The organism is Roseateles aquatilis (genome assembly GCF_002205645.1).
Classification (GTDB): domain Bacteria; phylum Pseudomonadota; class Gammaproteobacteria; order Burkholderiales; family Burkholderiaceae_C; genus Roseateles; species Roseateles aquatilis.
In genome coordinates, this window is sequence record NZ_NIOF01000001.1 from 372,279 (window position 1) to 387,858 (window position 15,580).

Sequence of the window (15,580 nt, forward strand, 5' to 3'; positions counted from 1 at the left end):
ATGTGCTTCTACCAAAGCCTTCCTTGAATCCACCGCCGCCGCTGGGCACTCTCGCAGGCTGACTTCCACCCTCTCAGCCTTCGAGTCCGCCTTGAACCCCTCCAGCACGCCCCGCCTCGCGCCCACCGCCCTCCTCCGTCTCAGCCCGCTCGCGATCGCGGCCTGGGCCACGCTGTCCACGGCGTCCGGCCAGAGCCTCGCGCAGTCCGCGACGCAGCAAGCGTCGAGCGAACTCTCCCAGGTCGTCGTCACCGGCACCCGCCGCGGCGACCGCACGCTCGCGGAGTCCGAATCGCCGGTCGATGTGCTCAGCGGCAAGGACCTGCAACGCACCGGCGCGGGCGACCTCGCCAGCGCGCTCGGGCAGTTGCTACCCTCGCTCAACTTCCCGCGGCCGTCGCTGACGGACGCCTCCGACGCGGTGCGCCCGGCGCAGTTGCGCGGCCTCTCGCCCGACCAGACACTGGTGCTGGTGGACGGCAAGCGGCGCCACACCTCGGCCGTCGTCAATGTCAACGGCACGCAGGGTCGCGGCTCCGCGCCAGTGGACCTGAACGCGATCCCGCTGGCGGCGATCGACCACATCGAAGTGCTGCGCGACGGCGCCGCCGCGCAGTACGGCTCGGACGCGATCGCCGGTGTCATCAACATCGTGCTGCGCAAGGGCGCGGCCGGGGGCAACGTCAACCTGGAGGCCGGCCAGACCGATGCTGGCGACGGTGGCCGCGGCGCGGCGTCGGCCAGCCTGGGCCTGGCACTGGGTGGTGACGGCTGGGCGCGGCTGGCCTTCGAGACCCGCCATCAGCAGCGCACCAACCGGGCCGGGGTCGATACCCGCGACGCGGCCACCGAGCCGCGCCGCGGTCTCGTCAACAACCGCCTCGGCGATCCCGACAGCACCCAGCAGTCGGCCGTCGTCAACGCCGAGCTCGGCCTGACCGACAGCGCCCGGCTCTACGCCTTTGCCACCTTCAGCCATCGGAACACCACCTCGGCGGCGTTCTGGCGCACGCAGGCGACGGCCACGGCCAACAACGTCGCCACCCTGTACCCGCAAGGTTTCCTGCCGCTGGAGGAAAGCACCACCACCGACCTCGGCGCCGTGCTCGGCGTGCGGGGGCGCTGGGCCGACTGGAACTGGGACTTCAGCCTCGACCATGGCCGCAACCGCTTCGACATCGACGTGGCCAACACCGCCAACTACTCGCTGGGCGCGGCCAGCCCGACGCGCTTCGATGCGGGGCGCCTCACCAACCAGCAGACGGTGCTGAACGCCGACCTGTCGCGCGAGGTCGACGCCGGCCTCTTCGCGCCGCTGACGCTGTCGCTCGGCGCCGAATTCCGCCGTGAGCGCTACGGCATCGACGCTGGCGAGCCCGCCTCGTACCAGAGCGGCGGCGCCTCGGGCTTCCCCGGCTTCCAGCCCTCCAACGCCGGCAGCCACGGCCGCCACAACAGCGCCGTGTATGCCGGCGTCGAGGCGCAGTTCTCGAAAGACTTCAGCGCCTCGGCCGCGCTGCGCGGCGAGCACTACAGCGACTTCGGCGGCGCGACGTCCGCGAAGCTGTCCGCGCGCTACGCCGTGGTGCCCGCCGTGGCGCTGCGCGGCACGCTCGCCACCGGCTTCCGCGCGCCGTCGCTGGCGCAGCAGTACTTCGCGACGACATCGACCAACCTGATCAACGGCGCGCTGGTCGATGCCGGCACCTTCCCGGTGGAGTCGGCCGCCGCGGCGGCGCTCGGCGCCCGGCCGCTGAAGGCGGAGAAATCCCGCCACGCGAGCCTGGGCCTGCTGCTGCAGCCGACGTCCCACTGGCAGACCACGGTCGACGTCTACCAGATCGACATCGACGACCGCGTGCTGCTCTCCGCCAACCTCAGCCTGCCCGCGGCCTTGCGCGCCCAACTGGCCGCGCAAGGCGTGCTGGTCAGCGCCGGCCGCTACTTCACCAACGCGCTGGACACGCGCACGCGCGGCATCGACCTGGTCAGCACACTGAACCAGGACTGGGGCGCGTGGGGCCGCGGCGACTATTCGCTGGCCTACAGCCACATCAAGAACTCCATCCGTCGCGTCGCGGACAACCCGGCGCTGTTGACGGCCAACAACCTGGAGCTGATCGACCGTGTGTCGATCGCGCGGGCCACCGTCGGATCCCCGAAGGACAAGCTCGTCGCCAGCGCCGAGCACCGCTGGGGCCCGTGGAGCGGCCGCGTCGCGGTCAGCCGCTACGGCAGCTTCGTCGTGCGGCAGAGCAGCGCCGCCAACGACCAGACCTTCGGTGCCGCCTGGCTCGCGGACGTCTCGGCGGGCTGGGATTCGGGCCGTTGGAACGCGGTCGTGGGCGTCGACAACCTGACCAACCGCTACCCCGACCGGGTCATCGCCGCCAACGCCGTCGGCGGCATCCTGACCTACAGCCAGTTCTCGCCCTTCGGCTTCAACGGCAGGCAGTACTACGTGAAGGCCGGTTATCGGTGGTGACAGCGGAGAATTCCGACCTTTCAACCAGGGAGGAACTCACATGGAAAAGATGAAGCAACCCGCCACCGGCCCCGCGCGCCGCGCCATGGGCTCCAGCCTGGCGCTGGTCGTGGCCGCGTTGGCGGTGACGCCGTCGCTGTCGGCCCAGACGACGCCGACCTTCAGCGAATACAACAAGAACATCGCCCTGCTGGCCGCGCAAGGCACCGAGTACTACGTCAACTTCCACGAGCCCTTCAGCCAGCAGTGCATCTGGGGCGTCGCCTACATCAAGGCCGAGCAGAAGGGGCTCTACATCACGCTGCTGGCCGCCAAGCTCGCCGGCCGCAAGATCAACAAGATCACCTACCTGCAAGCGGGCGGCAACGGCACGATCTGCTATCTGGACCAGGTCGAGCTGCGCGACTGACGCGGCGCGGGCCCGTGCGGCCCAGCGCCGCCGACCCGTGCGTCACGCCCGCGGGCGCTCCCGGCGCGCTGCGTGCTCGCGCCCCCTGCCGAGGCCGTGGCCGCCCGGCGCGCCACGTCCTTACGCGGCCCGCGGCCGCGCCGGCGCCGGGCTGGTTAGCATCCAGCCCTCATGAGCCCGCCCTCGCCCCCCTCTTCGTCTGCGCCGTCGCCCGCCACGTCGTCCGCCACGTCGCCGGTCCGATCAACCTTCGGCGACGTGCTGCCGCTGCTGTTCGTCGCCGTCTGGAGCACCGGCTTCATCGGCGCCAAGTTCGGCCTGCCCGACGCGGAGCCGCTGACCTTCCTGTCATGGCGCTACGCCGCCGTGATCGTGCTGATGCTGCCGGTGGTGCTGCTGCTCCGCGCGCCATGGCCGGCATCGCGGGCCGCCTGCGGCCACATCGCCGTCACGGGCCTGCTGGTGCACGGGGTCTACCTCGGCGGCGTCTTCACGGCGATCAGCCACGGCCTGCCGGCCGGCATCACGGCCCTCGTCGTCGGGCTGCAGCCGCTGGTGACCGCGCTGGGCGCGCGCGCCTTCCTGGGCGAGCGCATCGGGCGGATGCAGTGGGTCGGCCTGGCGCTGGGCTTCGTGGGCGTCGGCCTGGTGGTCGCGCAGAAGGTCGCGACGGTCGCCGGCGCGGCGGTGCTGACGATGCTCGTCCCCGCCGTGATCGCGCTGCTGGGCATCACCGCCGGCACGCTGTACCAGAAGAAGTTCTGCCCGTCCTTCGACTTGCGGACCGGCTCGATCATCCAGTTCGTGCCCACGCTGATCGCCACCGTCGCGGTGGCGGCGATGACGGAGACCCTGCAGGTGCGCTGGACCGGCCACTTCGTCTTCGCGCTGGCGTGGCTGGTGCTGGTGCTGTCGATCGGCGCCGTGAGCCTGCTCAACCTGCTGATCCGGCGCGGCAGCGCGGTGAACGTCGCCAGCCTGTTTTACCTGACGCCCCCCACCACGGCGTTGATCGCCTGGGCGCTGTTCGGGGAGACGCTGACGGGCCTGTCGATGGTCGGCATGGCGCTGGCGGCGGTGGGCGTCTGGCTGGCACGCCGCGTCAGTGGCAAGTGATGCTGCGCTTGCCTGATTCCGGTCGTTCTTGCGGATGCCGCGCAGGATCAGCAGGAACAGTCTTACCCGCAGCACGATCGGCGCGTAGGCCGATGACATGGGCGGATGAACACCGGCGAGTCGGCGGCCAGGCAGGCGAGACGCGCCGCGCGCACGGCAGCGGCCCGCTGTGGCTCGCGCATGAAAAAGGCGGCCCTTGAGGGCCGCCTGTCGTCCTCGCGGGGACGGCGCGGGAGGGTCAGTTGCGGTCGGCGCGGGCCGGCAACGTGCTGTCGGTCGCGGGGGTGCCCGCCGATGTGTTGTCGGTGCTCATCGGCGACGCATTGTCCCGGGGCATCGGATCGGTGGGCGTGCGCACATTCGCGTCCTGGCGCGTGTCCGTCGTCATGTTGTTGCCGTTGTTCTCGCTGCCCGTCGAGGGCTGGCTGTTCTGGCGGTTGGGGTCCATCGGCTGGCCGGTCATCGGATCGACCGCCGGCGTTGACGCGGGTGCCTGAGCGGACGGCAGCGGATCGTTCTGGCCGTTGTTGTTGGACAGCGGATCGTTGGTGCGATCGCGCGCGCCGACCGAGCCCGAGCTCCCGCCCTGGCCACCGCTTTGCGCGTGGAGGAAACCGACACCGGACGCCAATGCGATCGCCATGGCGACCGTCGTGATCTTGGAACGGGGGTTCATGAGAGTCTCCTTGAAGGGGATGAGGACGGAGAAGAAGTAGCCGGAGCGGCCGCGTCGCATCGCGCCGCCCTGCGCCCTCAGCCGGCAAGCCCGGTGCCCGCGACCTCCCAGGGCCCTGCCCGTGACCGCGCCGAGACTCGATGGATGCGGTGCGGGCGCCGCTTGAGGCACGGCGGACCGGCTCCCGCGCCGCCTCGTCCGGCCCCGCGCCTCGTGCCTCCGCGCGCATCGGCGATCAAAAAAAGGGAGCTCCGATCGGAGCTCCCTTCTCACGTCCAACGACGCGTGTCATGTCCGGACCACCGCGACCGACCGGTCGTCGGCGATCCCGCGACGCGACATCAAGCCTTGCGGCGGCGTGCAGCACCCAGACCGAACAGCGCGAGACCGACCAGCGCGATCGAGGTGGGTTCCGGCACGTTGTTGACGTTCGCCGTCAACGAGCCCAGGCCAAACCACCAGCTGCTACGGCCCGCGGTGCTGTTGTTGAATTCGATGCTATGGACGCCGTCGACGTGCGTCGTGAAGGTCAACAGGCTGTTGGCGGACGCCACCAGCGAGCCGGTCTCCAGCACGTGTCCGGCGATGTCGTAGGTCGTGTAGAAGCTGGAGATGCCGCCAGCGTTGAAGAACTGGAAGCTCAGGTCGCTCGCCAGGCCGTCGAAGGTGGCGCGCAGGATGCTCGCGGTGGGATAGGAACCCGCGGTCGCCGAGTTCGTCAGCAGGTTGTGACTGGCAAGGCCGACATAGGACGCCATCGTCGTCGTCGGCGCACCCGAAATCACCGGACCACCAGCCAAGGCGAAGGTCACGCCTTGCGTGCTGGCCACCGCGACACCGTTGCCGAAGTTGTTGAAGTCGATATTCACCGGCGCGGCCGCGGCCACCAGCGAGAACAGGGACAGCGCAGCACCCAGCAGCAGATTCTTTTTCATGTTGGACTCGTCGAAGTGGTTTGATTGACGGAATGCTCTAAGCAATCGCCGGGCCAACTCCGCAAGTCATTGATATGAAAAGGATTTTTCAGCTCCAGGCAAAAACTGGAGATACTCTGTAAAAAACCTCGACGGTGAAATGTCAATCCCTATCGTGATGTATTTCACGACTTTTCAGGGGACAGGTTCTCCCGCATCGGAGGCGCTGCATGGAAAACAGTCGAGGAAATGAAACGCGCCGCGGAAAAGAAAAAAGCCAGCACTGAGGCTGGCTTTTTCAGGCGTTGCGGGCAATGCGTCTTGGCGGAGAGGGGGGGATTCGAACCCCCGGTACGGGGATACCGTACGCCTGATTTCGAGTCAGGTACATTCAACCACTCTGCCACCTCTCCTGATTCGGTGTCTCGCGTGGTTGTTTGCGAGTAAGCCTAAGAGTATAGCGGGATTTTTTGGGTCCACGCAAGAAGTTGTCGCGCAGACCCGCCCCTTCAGCCGCGCAGGATCTCCAGACCGCCCAGGTACGGGCGCAGCGCTTCAGGCACGACCACGCTGCCGTCGGCCTGCTGGTAGTTCTCCAGCACCGCCACCAGCGTGCGGCCGACCGCCAGGCCCGAGCCGTTCAGCGTGTGCACCAGCTCGTTCTTGCCTTGCGCGTTCTTGAACCGCGCCTGCATGCGACGCGCCTGGAAGCCCTCGCAGTTCGAGCAGGAGCTGATCTCGCGATAGGTGTCCTGCGCCGGCAGCCACACTTCCAGGTCGTAGGTCTTGGCGGCGCCGAAGCCCATGTCGCCGCCGCACAGCGTGATCACGCGATACGGCAGGCCCAGCTTCTGCAGCACGGCTTCCGCGTGGCCGACCATTTCCTCCAGCGCCTCGTCGCTCTTCTCCGGATGGACGATCTGCACCATCTCGACCTTGTCGAACTGGTGCTGGCGGATGAGGCCGCGGATGTCCCGGCCGCCGCTGCCCGCTTCCGAGCGGAAGCACGGGCTGTGCGCGGTCAGCTTGATCGGCAGGGCCGCCGCGTCGAGCACCTGCTCCCGCACGCTGTTGGTCAGCGAGATCTCCGAGGTCGAGATCAGGTATTGCTCCTGCGCATCCTCGTCGCCGCCACGCAGCACCCAGAACATGTCTTCCTTGAACTTGGGCAATTGGCCGGTGCCTTCCAGCACCTCGCGGTTGACGATGTAGGGCGTGTAGCACTCGGTGTAGCCGTGCTCCAGCGTCTGCGTGTCCAGCATGAACTGGGCGAGCGCGCGATGCAGCCGCGCGGCCGGGCCCTTCAGGAAGGTGAAGCGCGAGCCCGACAGCTTGGCGCCGGTCTCGAAGTCCAGTCCCAGCGGTGCGCCCAGGTCGACGTGATCACGCGGCGTGAAGTCCAGCGCGCGCGGCGTACCCCAGCGGCGCACCTCGACGTTGCCGTTCTCGTCGACGCCCGCCGGCACGCTGGCCTGCGGGAGGTTGGGCACGCTCATCAGCATCTGCGCGAGCTCCTGCTGGATCGCGTCGAGCTTCTCGGCGCCAGCCTTCAGCTCGTCGGCGATGCCGCCCACCTCGGCCATCACGGCGCTGGCGTCCTCGCCCTTGCCCTTCAGCATGCCGACCTGCTTGGACAGCTGATTGCGCTTGGCCTGCAGCTCCTCGGTGCGGGTCTGCGTCTGCTTGCGGTCGGCCTCCAGCGCCTTGAAGCGCTCGACGTCCAGGTAGGGTTGCGGGTTCTTGCGGAACTGCAGGCGCTCGATGACGGCGTCCAGATCCTTGCGCAGCAGGGTGATGTCCAGCATGGTGTGTCTTTCGTGTTCTTGGCCGACGGCGGCCGCTCGGGCGCCGTCGCCGTCAATCGGATGGGGGCAGACTGCGAGGCCGCGGCACCGGCGCCGCGGCGTCGGTCAAGATCGCTGGCTGGTGACCTCGGCCATCGACTTGTCGCCCAGGCCCATCGGCAGCGGGAAGCGCACATGCTCCTCCACGCCCGGCAGCTTGCGGACCGTGGTGGCGCCCATCTCGCGCAGGCGCGTGATCACCGCCTGCACCAGCACGTCGGGCGCCGAGGCCCCGGCGGTGAGGCCGACCTTGGAGCGCCCCTCCAGCCATTCCGGCCGCAGGTCGTCGACGGCGTCGACCATGAAGGACGGCGTGCCCAGCCGCTCCGCCAGCTCGCGCAGGCGGTTGCTGTTGGAGCTGGTCGGACTGCCGACCACGATCACCACGTCCACCTGCGGCGCCAACACCTTCACCGCGTCCTGGCGGTTCTGGGTGGCGTAGCAGATGTCCTGCTTCTTGGGCTCGCGGATCTGCGGGAAGTGGCGCTTCACCGCGGCCAGGATCTCGGCCGCGTCGTCCACGCTCAGCGTGGTCTGCGTCACCACGGCCAGCCGCGACGGGTCCTTGACCTGCACGTGCGGCACGTCCGATGCTTCCTCGACCAGGTAGATGCCGTCGCTGAGCTGACCCATCGTGCCCTCGACCTCGGGGTGTCCCTTGTGGCCGATCATGATGAACTCGTAGCCCTCGCGATGCAGCTTGGCCACCTCGACATGCACCTTGGTCACCAGCGGGCAGGTCGCGTCGAAGATCTGGAAGCCGCGCGCCGCCGCTTCCTTGCGCACCGTCTGGCTGACGCCGTGGGCGGAGAACACGAGCGTCGCGCCGGGCGGCACGTCGGCCAGGTCCTCGATGAAAATCGCGCCCCGGCCCTTCAGGTCGTTGACGACGTAGGTGTTGTGGACGATCTCGTGCCGGACGTAGATGGGGGCGCCGAACTTCTTCAGCGCACGCTCGACGATCTCGATCGCGCGGTCCACGCCGGCGCAGAAGCCGCGCGGCTCGGCCAGGACGATGTCCTTGCCGATGTCAATCTCCGAGACGGCCACCGGCGTCTCCCGTTGCGTCGTGTCGGTCATCACAGCACCCCGATGAGCTGCACCTCGAAGCTGACCGGCTGGCCTGCCAACGGGTGATTGAAATCGAACAGCAGCCAGTCCTCGCCCAACTCGCGGACGACGCCCGCGTACTGCCCCTGGCCGTCCGGCGTCGGGAACTGCACGACGTCGCCGACGTGGTACTGCTCGTCCGGATCGCCCAGTTCCCGCATCAGGCTGCGCTTGACGCGCTGCAGCAGCTCCGGGTTGCGCTCGCCGAAGGCCTCGCCCGGCGCCAGCTCGAAGCGGGTGCGGGTGCCCTCGGACAGGCCGACCAGATGCGCCTCGATGGCCGGCGCCAGTTCACCGGCGCCCAGCGTCAGCGTCGCCGGCTTGTCGTCGAAGGTGTTGATCAGGTCCTGACCATCCGGCCCGCTGAGCCGGTAATGCAAGGTCAGGAACGAGCCTGGTTGAACGAGGGTCACTAGTCGGGGGGATGTTGTAAGTCGAAGGCGGATTTTAGGCTGGAGTGCCGTGACGCTTCCTCCGAGCATTTCCATGTCCCTCTGCCCTCCGACGATTGCCCCGCTTCGACCGCGCGAAAAGCTCCTTGCCCTGGGCGCCCCGGCCCTTGCCGACGCCGAGTTGCTCGCCCTCCTGCTGCGTACGGGCCTGCCTGGGCGTCCAGTCATGCGCATGGCGCAGGATCTGCTCGATGTCTCCGGCGGTTTCCGCGGCCTGCTGCGACAGGGGCCGGCCGTGCTGGAAGGCGTCAAGGGCCTCGGGCCCGCCAAACGCACGACGCTGCTGGCCGTGGTCGAGATGGCCCGTCGCGCGATGAACGAAGCGCTCAGACAGGCGCCGGTCTTCGAGCAGGCCGAGACCGTGCGCGCCTATCTGCGCCTGCAGTACGACTCGCTCGACGCCGAATGCTTCGCCGTGATGTTTCTCGACGTGCGTCATCGGCTCATCGCCCTGGAGACGATGTTCCAGGGCACCCTTTCCCATACCATTGTCCATCCCCGCGAGGTGGCGAAGCGCGCGATGAGCCTCAACGCCGCCGCCGTCGTCCTGGTCCACAACCACCCTTCCGGCCACACCGACCCGTCCCCCGAGGACATCGAGCTGACGCGCATGATGATGCAAGCGCTGGCCCTGGTCGAGGTGAGGGTGCTGGACCATTTCATCGTCGGCGCGGGCGATGCCGTTTCGTTGACCGACCTGGGCTATCTGTGACCGACCGACTGCGCAGCCTGCAGGACCTGCAGACGCTGCACCGAGAACTGAAGCTCCGCCAGCGCGCGGAGGAAGAGCGCCGCGAACGCGAGGCCGCCGCCGCGCGCCTGCGCGAGCACGAGGCCCGCATCTTCGAGCACAGCGTCGGCGCCGTCGTGCCCCTGCCCGCCAGCAACCGGGTGATCCTGAACCGGGGCCGACCGGAGCCCGAGCCACGCCAGCGCGAGCTCGACGAGCAGATGGCGTGGCAGCAGGCGCTGTCGGACGATTTCGACGTCGACTCGCTGTTGGAGACCGACGAGTCGCTGTCGTTCCGCCGGCCGGAGATCTCGGCGGAATCGGTCCGCAAGCTGCGTCGCGGCCATTGGTCCCTGCAGGCGCAGATCGACCTGCACGGCCTGCGCCGCGACCAGGCACGCGAGGCGCTCGGCCAGTTCATCCACGACAGCGCGCGCCGCGGCCTGCGCTGCGTGCGCGTGGTCCATGGCAAGGGCAACGGCTCGCCCGGCAAGGAGCCGGTGCTGAAGGCACGCGTGCGGCGCTGGCTGGTGCAGAAGCAGGAGGTGCTGGCCTTCGTCCAGGCCCGCGCCAGCGATGGCGGCAGCGGCGCGCTGATGGTGCTGCTCAACGCCACGTGAACCGCCTGAATCGCTCGGTGCTTTGGCCGTCCGTGCGACGCCAGCGGTCGTCGCGCCCTTGGGTCCCACGAGCCGCTCGGGCTGCTCGGTACACGAGACCCAACGTCATAGGGTCGCGTTGCCGCGTCGGATCGGCCACGCGGGCTTTCCCTCCCTGCCCGTTCGCGTTGTTTTGCGGAACAGCCGGTTGCACGCCAGCGTCGGCCTGGCTAGTCTGACCTCACGCCGGCGTTGAGAACAGTTCGCACCAACCGCAATCACGCATCCATCGTCGCGATGGGGAGGGAATCCGCATGTCCATGCACGTGTCTTCGACCTTGGCCCGCATCCACCCTGGCGTCAGCGGACGCCTGCACGCCCCGAGCTCCCGCACGACAGGGCTGGCGCTGGTCGCGCTGGTCCACGTGGCGATGGTCGCCGCGCTGATCAACGGGATGCATCGCCGCGCCGTGGAGGCGCCGCCGCCGATCGAAGTCCGCGCCATCAAGGACGACCCCAAGCCGCCGGAGCCGGTGGTGCGCGAGCTCTTCGAGCCGCCGCCCCAGCCCCTGCCCAAGGTCCTGACGGTGCCGGTCCCGGAGGTGCAGATCGACGCGCCCCTGCCCCCACCGACGATCCACGCCGAGGCAGCCATGGAGACGAAGAGCGATGGCCCCGTCACCACGACGACTCGGCGGGAAGAGCCGACCACGGGAGCGCCGCCGCTGACCCGCGGAACGGTGACCCAGCCCGGCCTGGTCTGCACGTCGATGGGTGCGCCGGATCTGCCGGCGACGAACTGGAGCGGTGAAGCGGTGTTCCGCGCCGTCGCCGACGTGCAAGGCGGCCGGGTGGTGGCCGTGCAGATCCAGGCGCTCAGTTCGGGACTGGACACGCGCACGCGGCGCTCCCTGTCCAACGCGATCGAGACCGCGCTGAAAACGCGCTACGTCTGCCCCGGCGAGCATCGTTTCCAGCAGGACTTCGCGTTCAAGATCGATTGATCCCGCCCTGACCGCCCTGACCCCGCCTGGTCCAAGCGCCGGGCGCGCCCAGAAACACCGAGGCGCCGCGACACGCATCACGCGTGTCCGGCGCCTTGTCGTTCCAGGGTTCATCGTGCCCGGGCTTGGAGCCTGGGGGCCCGGAGTCCGAGGATCAATGGAGCATCAGGCTCATGTGCGGCGAAGTCGGCGCGGTGAAGGCCATCAGCAGGCGCTCGGGCCGGAACTCGCCGACGGCCTCGACGCCCTGCCAATGTGTTTCGATCGCGTGCTCCAGGCCCTTCAGGACGCAGAAGGACATGAAGGCATGCTCCGCCTGATCCCCCTCGGCATCCACGTGCTGGAGCCGTACGCAAGCCGCGCGCAGGAAGTTCAGCATCTGGATGGGGCTATCGGTGGTCGGGCAATACCCGGCGCAGACCTCGATGTCGTCGCGGGCATCGTCGGACAGCCACAGACGGCCGTCGTCGATCCGGACATGCATCAGGTCGGGATTGGCGTCGATGCCGACCACATCGTCTTCGTAGAGCGTGAACATGATGGCCGGAACGGTAGACGATGCCGGCAAACCCGTGTTCATCGCGTTCGCGTCGCCGCGGACGGCGACGTTAGATTTGCACGGAGCCCGGCGCGTTTACAACCGCCGAGGCTGATGCGCGGGTCGAGCGATGTGGGAGCGCGGTGAACGCCCGGCTCAGACGCGGTCCTGAACCGGCTCTTTCAGAGTTGGCGCGGAGGGGGCCGCACGGCTCCTCGTGATGCCCGGCGCCTGCATGACGAAATACGAGAGGATGAAAAGTAAGGCGGAGCCGAAGAAATGCCCCAGCGCCTCCTCCAGATTCGTCCTCAGCAACCCGATCCCGATCGTCACCCCGGATCCCGCGACGGCAGCCAACGCAATGGCCGCGACCTTCCAAACGAACATCTTCCCAGCCCGATTTTTTATGTATCAAGACTGTAACCATCGAAGATGACCATCGGCTACGGGATGACACGGATCCTTGCGGCATTTCGCGGGTCGACGCCGACGATTTGATGCGCCATCGACAGCGGGACGCCGGTGCCGGGCCGGCGCTGCACCCTCACACGTTGCGCATCCAATCCGCCGTATTGGCGAACGACGCCGCCAGCCGGCGCTGCAACTCGACGTCGAGCTCGCATTCCACCATCGCCTGTGTCATCGCGCTCATCCACTGGTCGCGCTCGGCGATGCCGATGCGGTAGGGCATGTGTCGCGCGCGCAGGCGCGGATGGCCGAAGCGCTCGACGAAGTGGTCCGGGCCGCCCAACCAGCCGCACAGGAACCAGAACAGCTTGTCCCGCGAGCCGTCCAGCGTCGTCGGATGGATGGCGCGCAGCTGCGCGAAGCGCGGCTCCAGGTCCATCAGGTCGTAGAAGCGGTCGACGAGGCGCCGCACCGCGTCCTCGCCGCCGACCCAGTCGAACGGCGTGGCGGGGGCCGCGGAGCCGGCGCCTCCGGTCGGGGTGTCTTGGGGTTCGGACATGCGGGAAGACGGCGCGAACGCGCCCGAGGGAAGGAGGAGGACTGGGGATGCGAAAGGGGAGCGGCGACGGATGGGAAACGCGCACCCGACCGGCCGCGGGTGGCCTCAGGGCCGCGCGGCGCCCTGCTCCAGCAGCTTGGTCGCCAGGCCGCGGATCGACTGAGCAGCGTCGCAGCCGGGATAGTGTTCCAGCAGCAGTTGCCGCTTGAGCACGGCCTGCCGGACCATCGGATCGTTCTTCACCTCGCCCAGCAACTCCAGCTTGAAGGCCTGCCCGGGCGACGGCTCGATGAAGCGCTGCAGCACCTGCTGCAGTTGGCCGCAGATCAGTTTGCCCTCGCCGGGCCGGTTGGCCTGGTTGAGGATCAGGTACACCTCGCGGCGCTCCTGCTGCGTCGCCAGCACCTTGATGGTGGCGTAGGCGTCAGTCAGCGACGTCGGCTCGGGCGTCGCGACGACGAGCACGTCATGCGCCATCGACACCGCGAACAGCACCACGTCCGAGATCCCGGCGCCGGTGTCCAGCAGCACGTAGTCGAATCGCGGGCGCACCACCTCGAGGATGTGCAGCAGCTTGTCCCGCACGTCCGGCGTCAGGCGCGAGTACTCCACCATGCCCGACCCCGCCAGCAGCACGTGGAAGCCGCCCGGCGCCGGCAGGATCGCCTGCTCCAGCGTGCAGCGCTCGGTGAAGACATCGTGCAGCGTCAGCTTGGGGTGCAGGTTCAGCACCACGTCGAGGTTGGCCAGGCCCAGGTCGGCATCCAGCACCAGCACGCGCTCGCCGCGCGCGGCCAGGGCCGCCGCCAGATTGGCGGTCACGAACGTCTTGCCCACGCCGCCCTTGCCGCTCGTGACGGCCAAGGTGCGCGCGCCTGCGCGGGCTTTCGATGCAGCAGGAGCTGTTGTCATGCTCATTCACTATCCTGTTGCGTTACTGCGAACAACAAGCCTTTTTCCTCGGCGCTGACCAGCGAGTCGACATGACTCTCCAGGCAGGCGCGATTGCGGCCCTCGGCCTTGGCACGATAAAGCTGACGATCGGCCCGCTCCGTCCAGATCAGGGTGGACGACCGCACCCACTGGGGCGCGAACGCCCCGCCGATGCTGATCGTGCAAGTCAGCGGCGGCTGGCCATTGCCAACGCTGACGGCCAGTTCCTGCACCCGCTGACGGATGCGTTCCGCGACGGTCACGCCCACCGACGTGGGGCAGTTGGGCAGGATGATGGCGAACTCCTCGCCACCGATCCGCGCCACCGTGTCCATCGGCCGCACCGTCTGCCCGATCGACTGGGCGACCGCGCGGATCACCTGGTCGCCGGCGGCATGACCGTGCGTGTCGTTGACCGCCTTGAAGTGGTCGATGTCCAGCACCAGCAGCAGCGCCGGCTCGCCGGACCGCGCGACGCGATCGACCTCGCGGGCCAGCGCCATTTCGAAGCTGCGGCGGTTGACCAGCCCGGTCAACGCATCCTTGCTGGAGAGGTCGCACAGCGCGTCCAGGATCCCCTGCAGCCAGGCCTCCGAGTACGGCTCCGCGTCGGGCAGCATCGCCCCGGCCTGCTGCAGCAGCTGCAGGGCCAGGTCCAGGCGCAAGCGATGCGCGGCAATGAGACTTTGCGGATGTTCCAAGGCGACGAACTCAATTTCCGGCGCAGTCTAGCTTGCTTACCCCTCGAATGAGGTCGCATAAAAGGCGGGGTTCCCCCACCTCTTTCACACATCAAATGCGCGTCTAGCGCTGAAACTAGCTATTGCCGACAATGGCGACCACCCGGTGCTCCGGCATCTCACCTTCGAAGAACTCCAATAGCCCATGCGCCCAGGTCAACCGGCCCCCCTCCCGGCCTCGTCGCCCGTCGAGGCGATCGATCACGAGTTCAGCTTCAGCCGGGCCGACTTCGATCGGGTGCGGCAATTGATCTACCAGCACGCCGGCATCTCGCTGCACGACGGCAAGCATGCGATGGTCTACAGCCGCCTGTCGCGCCGGCTGCGCGACACCGGCCACAAGAGCTTCGCCAGCTACCTGCAATGGCTGGAAGGCGTGACCGGGCCGCAAGGGGACCAGGAGTGGCAGGAATTCGTCAACTGCCTGACGACCAACCTGACCTCGTTCTTCCGCGAGGAACACCATTTCCACGCCCTCACCGAGGACCTCAAGACGCTGACCGGCAAGCCGCTGCGCATCTGGTGCTGCGCGGCGTCGACCGGCGAGGAGCCCTACTCCATCGCCATGACCTGCCAGGAGGCGCTGGGCTCGGGCGGCGGCGTGCAGATCATCTCCAGCGACATCGACACCAATGTGCTCAACACCGCGCGCCGCGGCGTCTACGCGGGCGAGTCGCGCGGGTTGTCACCGCAGCGTCTGCGCCAATTCTTCCTCAAGGGCACCGGCGCCAACGAGGGCCGCATCCGCGTCAAGCCCGATCTGGCGCGCATGATCGAGTTCCGCCCGTTGAACCTGATGGACGCGACCTGGTCGCTGGGCGAGCCCTTCCACATCGTGTTCTGCCGCAACGTCATGATCTATTTCGACGCCCCCACGCAGCGCAAGGTGCTGGAGCGCATCCACAAGGTGATGCGTCCGGGCGGCCTGCTGTTCGTCGGGCATTCCGAGAACTTCACCGACTCCCGCGATCTGTTCCGGCTGCGCGGCAAGACGATCTACGAGCGCGTCGGCTGAGCGCGCCGCTCGCCAGGCCCGCCGATCCGATCGACCTCTCACAAGCAT

General features: G+C 68.3%; 17 protein-coding genes and 1 tRNA gene. 7 read left to right on the forward strand and 11 right to left on the reverse strand.

Annotated features, from left to right (window positions below; genetic code table 11):
* Nucleotides 1-91 precede the first annotated feature (91 nt).
* From CDN99_RS01585 to CDN99_RS01595, 3 genes are all read left to right on the forward strand, one after another.
* The gene (locus tag CDN99_RS01585; protein ID WP_088382361.1) at nt 92-2,485 is read left to right on the forward strand and encodes a TonB-dependent receptor plug domain-containing protein; all 2,394 of its coding nucleotides are present in this window, start codon (nt 92-94) and stop codon (nt 2,483-2,485) included.
* A 40-nt stretch (nt 2,486-2,525) separates the two neighbouring features.
* Nucleotides 2,526-2,894: a hypothetical protein gene (locus tag CDN99_RS01590; protein ID WP_088382362.1), complete on the forward strand. Its 369-nt coding sequence runs from the start codon at nt 2,526-2,528 to the stop codon at nt 2,892-2,894.
* Between the two features lie 171 nt (nt 2,895-3,065).
* Entirely contained in the window at nt 3,066-4,010 is a 945-nt protein-coding gene (locus tag CDN99_RS01595; protein ID WP_088382363.1) for a DMT family transporter, read from the forward strand.
* A gap of 238 nt (nt 4,011-4,248) precedes the next feature.
* Here CDN99_RS01595 and CDN99_RS01600 read toward each other — a convergent pair whose 3' ends face one another.
* The 6 genes from CDN99_RS01600 to CDN99_RS01625 all read right to left on the reverse strand — a co-directional run bounded on the left by CDN99_RS01600 (nt 4,249) and on the right by CDN99_RS01625 (nt 8,967).
* Entirely contained in the window at nt 4,249-4,686 is a 438-nt protein-coding gene (locus CDN99_RS01600) for a hypothetical protein (protein WP_088382364.1), read from the reverse strand.
* Nucleotides 4,687-5,027: 341 nt separating this feature from the next.
* Nucleotides 5,028-5,621 carry a PEP-CTERM sorting domain-containing protein gene (locus CDN99_RS01605; RefSeq protein ID WP_088382365.1) on the reverse strand — a complete coding sequence of 198 codons (594 nt, stop codon included), beginning with the start codon at nt 5,619-5,621 and terminating at the stop codon, nt 5,028-5,030.
* Between the two features lie 301 nt (nt 5,622-5,922).
* Nucleotides 5,923-6,013 (reverse strand) — tRNA-Ser (locus CDN99_RS01610).
* 96 nt (nt 6,014-6,109) lie between these two features.
* Entirely contained in the window at nt 6,110-7,405 is a 1,296-nt protein-coding gene (gene serS / locus CDN99_RS01615; RefSeq protein ID WP_088382366.1) for a serine--tRNA ligase, read from the reverse strand.
* Between the two features lie 105 nt (nt 7,406-7,510).
* Complete coding sequence (ispH, locus tag CDN99_RS01620) at nt 7,511-8,524, reverse strand: 4-hydroxy-3-methylbut-2-enyl diphosphate reductase (protein ID WP_193531671.1); 1,014 nt, start codon at nt 8,522-8,524, stop codon at nt 7,511-7,513.
* Nucleotides 8,524-8,967, reverse strand: coding sequence for an FKBP-type peptidyl-prolyl cis-trans isomerase (locus CDN99_RS01625; RefSeq protein ID WP_238139316.1), 444 nt, complete (start codon nt 8,965-8,967; stop codon nt 8,524-8,526). The genes ispH and CDN99_RS01625 overlap by 1 nt, the downstream gene beginning before the upstream one ends.
* A gap of 73 nt (nt 8,968-9,040) precedes the next feature.
* On the opposite strand from CDN99_RS01625, the gene radC reads away from it, so the two are divergent.
* The 3 genes from radC to CDN99_RS01640 all read left to right on the forward strand — a co-directional run bounded on the left by radC (nt 9,041) and on the right by CDN99_RS01640 (nt 11,339).
* Nucleotides 9,041-9,718, forward strand: coding sequence for a RadC family protein (gene radC / locus CDN99_RS01630; protein ID WP_088382367.1), 678 nt, complete (start codon nt 9,041-9,043; stop codon nt 9,716-9,718).
* Complete coding sequence (locus CDN99_RS01635; RefSeq protein ID WP_088382368.1) at nt 9,715-10,356, forward strand: Smr/MutS family protein; 642 nt, start codon at nt 9,715-9,717, stop codon at nt 10,354-10,356. The genes radC and CDN99_RS01635 overlap by 4 nt, the downstream gene beginning before the upstream one ends.
* A 293-nt stretch (nt 10,357-10,649) precedes the next feature.
* Entirely contained in the window at nt 10,650-11,339 is a 690-nt protein-coding gene (locus CDN99_RS01640) for a hypothetical protein (RefSeq protein ID WP_088382369.1), read from the forward strand.
* 154 nt (nt 11,340-11,493) lie between these two features.
* Here the strand turns inward: CDN99_RS01640 and CDN99_RS01645 are convergent, their stop codons facing one another.
* The 5 genes from CDN99_RS01645 to CDN99_RS01665 form a co-directional block, all read right to left on the reverse strand.
* Nucleotides 11,494-11,919: a hypothetical protein gene (locus tag CDN99_RS01645; protein WP_141100590.1), complete on the reverse strand. Its 426-nt coding sequence runs from the start codon at nt 11,917-11,919 to the stop codon at nt 11,494-11,496.
* Nucleotides 11,920-12,033: 114 nt separating this feature from the next.
* On the reverse strand, nt 12,034-12,264 hold the full coding sequence (locus tag CDN99_RS01650) for a hypothetical protein (RefSeq protein ID WP_088382371.1): 231 nt from the start codon (nt 12,262-12,264) through the stop codon (nt 12,034-12,036).
* Between the two features lie 157 nt (nt 12,265-12,421).
* Nucleotides 12,422-12,844, reverse strand: a complete 423-nt coding sequence (locus CDN99_RS01655; RefSeq protein ID WP_088382372.1) for a group II truncated hemoglobin — start codon at nt 12,842-12,844, stop codon at nt 12,422-12,424.
* A gap of 105 nt (nt 12,845-12,949) precedes the next feature.
* A complete protein-coding gene (locus CDN99_RS01660) occupies nt 12,950-13,762 on the reverse strand; it encodes a MinD/ParA family protein (protein ID WP_375134408.1) in 813 nt (270 codons plus the stop codon).
* Nucleotides 13,759-14,478 (reverse strand): GGDEF domain-containing protein, encoded by a 720-nt coding sequence (locus CDN99_RS01665; RefSeq protein ID WP_310732459.1) that lies wholly within the window; start codon nt 14,476-14,478, stop codon nt 13,759-13,761. The genes CDN99_RS01660 and CDN99_RS01665 overlap by 4 nt, the downstream gene beginning before the upstream one ends.
* Before the next feature lie 184 nt (nt 14,479-14,662).
* Here CDN99_RS01665 and CDN99_RS01670 point away from each other — a divergent pair, with 184 nt between their 5' ends.
* Nucleotides 14,663-15,532, forward strand: a complete 870-nt coding sequence (locus CDN99_RS01670) for a CheR family methyltransferase (protein WP_088382373.1) — start codon at nt 14,663-14,665, stop codon at nt 15,530-15,532.
* Nucleotides 15,533-15,580 lie beyond the last annotated feature (48 nt).